Source organism: Desulfobacter curvatus DSM 3379, from assembly GCF_000373985.1.
GTDB lineage: Bacteria > Desulfobacterota > Desulfobacteria > Desulfobacterales > Desulfobacteraceae > Desulfobacter > Desulfobacter curvatus.
Map to the genome: position 1 here is coordinate 1 of NZ_KB892985.1, position 2595 is coordinate 2595.

General features: G+C 45.1%; 4 protein-coding genes. All 4 read left to right on the plus strand.

The features are described from left to right. Positions 1-172 precede the first annotated feature (172 nt). Genes B147_RS0107380 through B147_RS33305 form a run of 4 tightly spaced genes read left to right on the plus strand, consistent with a single transcriptional unit; the run spans position 173 to position 2532 of the window. Positions 173-1084: a hypothetical protein gene (locus tag B147_RS0107380; RefSeq protein ID WP_020586578.1), complete on the plus strand. Its 912-nt coding sequence runs from the start codon at positions 173-175 to the stop codon at positions 1082-1084. Positions 1085-1140: 56 nt separating this feature from the next. Continuing rightward, on the plus strand, positions 1141-2088 hold the full coding sequence (locus tag B147_RS0107385) for a DMT family transporter (protein WP_020586579.1): 948 nt from the start codon (positions 1141-1143) through the stop codon (positions 2086-2088). Between the two features lie 4 nt (positions 2089-2092). Beyond that, positions 2093-2272, plus strand: coding sequence for a hypothetical protein (locus B147_RS33460; protein ID WP_083927837.1), 180 nt, complete (start codon positions 2093-2095; stop codon positions 2270-2272). Continuing rightward, a complete protein-coding gene (locus tag B147_RS33305; protein ID WP_020586580.1) occupies positions 2269-2532 on the plus strand; it encodes a DUF4386 family protein in 264 nt (87 codons plus the stop codon). Before B147_RS33460 ends, B147_RS33305 begins: the two co-directional genes overlap by 4 nt. Positions 2533-2595 lie beyond the last annotated feature (63 nt).

Here is a 2595-nt window from a genome sequence, read left to right on the forward strand (position 1 = left end):
TTTTATAGTCGTCTCAGCGAGAAGAAACTATCACGTTTTTTGTTCTCAAAGATAGGCTTTTTTCAAACCGGGAAAATGGGAATGCGCCCGTTTTAATGGTTAACAACGGACAGGACACACAGCGTTAACATTACAAACTTTACCCGTCCGGAAAAAATGGAGGATACAACCAATGAAAATATCATTTAAAATAATCGTTTTTATGATCTCTGCAGCAGCCATTGTTTATGGCTTTACCACAAAATCTGACGTACAGACCCCGCCAGTCAATGAAGGTTTCATTGAACTGGCATACAGCGACGGCTCTCCTTCTACTTACGGCGTAAGAGCAATTAATGAAGTTTTAAGCGCTGTTGGCGTCAGGGTCAGTACACTTTCACTCCCCGAATCGGCAGCCCATCTGTTCAAGGCATCACAGCGCCGTGCATTGACCTCTGATGAGGCAAAGGAACTGATATCGGCCTTCTCACTGGACCGGCAAGGTCTGCTGGCGGAGATTCAACTGGCCGGCAGAGCGCCGGCTGCCTATCACGGTGGCTCTCTTTCAACCTCTGAAATTGGCGTGTCGCCTTATCCCAAAGTATACGATATGAAATCATTGAGCCCCGAAATGACCGTCTATCTTCAGGAAAAATTCGGGAAGCTCCATGTGAACAGTTCTGAAGACGGCGTCGGCATAGATGAAGTTATGACTATCGTGTCCGGAGGCCCTTACACATGGTTTTTCGTTCTTCCCGGGAATGTAGTGGGAAAGCTGACCTTCGGGCACGTCGGAAAAAGCGGACATGCATGGCGGGTCAGTTATCCGGGACTGGTTCCCCATGGCGGATTTTTTGATGCCGAATACGGGCTGGTAGTGGCCTACGCACACGGGCCTGATCATTTTGTCATGCGCTATAAGAATCCCGGAATCCAGGGCGCCGAAACCCTGGGGAAGAATCCTTGGATTGATTTTTCTAAAAAAAGCCCCCACCTTCTGACCAACAGCCATGGGCTGACCTGGTCTATCGACACCCAGACTCAACCCACAACAAAGATAGAAAGAATCCAGTTACTTGCTGGAGACTTTCACATAAAAAGATAAATATCCTAGGCCCTGCCTTTTCAGGCAGGGCCTGTTTAAAAAAGGGAGAAATTAAAATGATGGATATACACCATACAAATGCGGTATTAGCCGCACAAAAAAAGAAAAACAGATTTGTCCATGCCCTCATGCTGCTGAATATTCTTCTCATCGCAAGCTCATTTCCGGTAGGGGCGGCTATCACACATGCCTTACCCCCTGCGGTCATGATGTCTTTAAGATTCATGTTTGCCTCACTTCTGTTCGCGCCCTATGTCCTGATCCGAAACGGATTCAGACTCCCGTCGTGGACAGACACATCCCATTACATCATCATCAGCATTCCGCTGGTTGTATTTTTTTGGTGCATGTTTGAAAGTCTTCGGTATACCAGCCTGCTGAATACCGGTGCATTATTTACCCTGGTTCCAACGATTACGGCCTTTTTTGCAATGGTTTTGAACAAGGATAACATCAGCAGATTCCGGGCACTGGGACTTTTTGCCGGCACCCTCGGCGCTGTCTGGATAGTATTTAGGGGAGACATCAACGCCGTTGTGACTTTAAACCTGAACTATGGGGATATTGTCTTTTTTATTGGTTGCCTGGCACTTGGATTGTACAATGTGCTGATCAAAAAGCTCTATCGGAAGGAACCCATGGAATTACTGACGTTTTGGGTACTTGTTTGGGGCAGTGTCTGGCTGTCTGTTATTTCCTGGCAGGATCTGGGACAGATTGACTGGAAAGGTGTAGGATTGAGTGTGTATGCTGGAATTGCCTATTTATCTATATTTACGACATTAACCACGTTTTTTCTGATGCAGTTCAGCATCGTTCGGATCGGTGCGACCAAGGCCTCTGCCTATAGTTTTATCACCCCGGTTTTTGTCATTTTGTTGGGCATTATTTCAGGGATGGAACGGTTTATCCCTATCACCGTTCCCGGCATTCTGCTGGTCGTGGCGGCAATGGTCTTGATTCAGAGGGACAGAGGAGGAATTTCAGGGACAAGGCGCCGGTAGATCAATCGTTAAAAAACTTTTATCGCTTTCACAAGGACATAAAAAAATAATTTTATATGCCAATACCGGAAAGGAGGCTTTTTATGATAAACTCGGGTTTAAGCCAATGATGACGGCCATAGCTATTTTTCAGGATCAGGATGCGGCTGTCCAATCCGGTTTGGTTAAAGATCAATTAAAATGAAAAAATCTCTTAAGATAAACACTGTAACATACGCTAGGATTACCGGCCTCCTTTATCTTGTCATTATTGTTTTTGGCCTGTACAGCGAAATTTTTATTCGGTCAAATCTGATCGCCTATGAAGATGCTGACATTACCGCAAGGAATATTCTTTCTTCTCAATGGTTATTCAGAATAGGTTTTGCATGTGACATAGTTGTTTTTTTATGTGATGTGGCGGTTGCATTCTTATTAGGGCGCATTCCCATTTTCCCGGTTTGAAAAAAGCCTATCTTTGAGAACAAAAAACGTGATAGTTTCTTCTCGCTGAGACGACTATAAAAT

Bases quoted from the DNA above. Each gene is read 5' to 3' on its own strand.
- B147_RS0107380 (WP_020586578.1), top strand. From the start codon at position 173: ATGAAAATATCATTTAAAATAATCGTTTTTATGATCTCTGCAGCAGCC.
- B147_RS0107385 (WP_020586579.1), top strand. From the start codon at position 1,141: ATGATGGATATACACCATACAAATGCGGTATTAGCCGCACAAAAAAAG.
- B147_RS33305 (WP_020586580.1), top strand. From the start codon at position 2,269: ATGAAAAAATCTCTTAAGATAAACACTGTAACATACGCTAGGATTACC.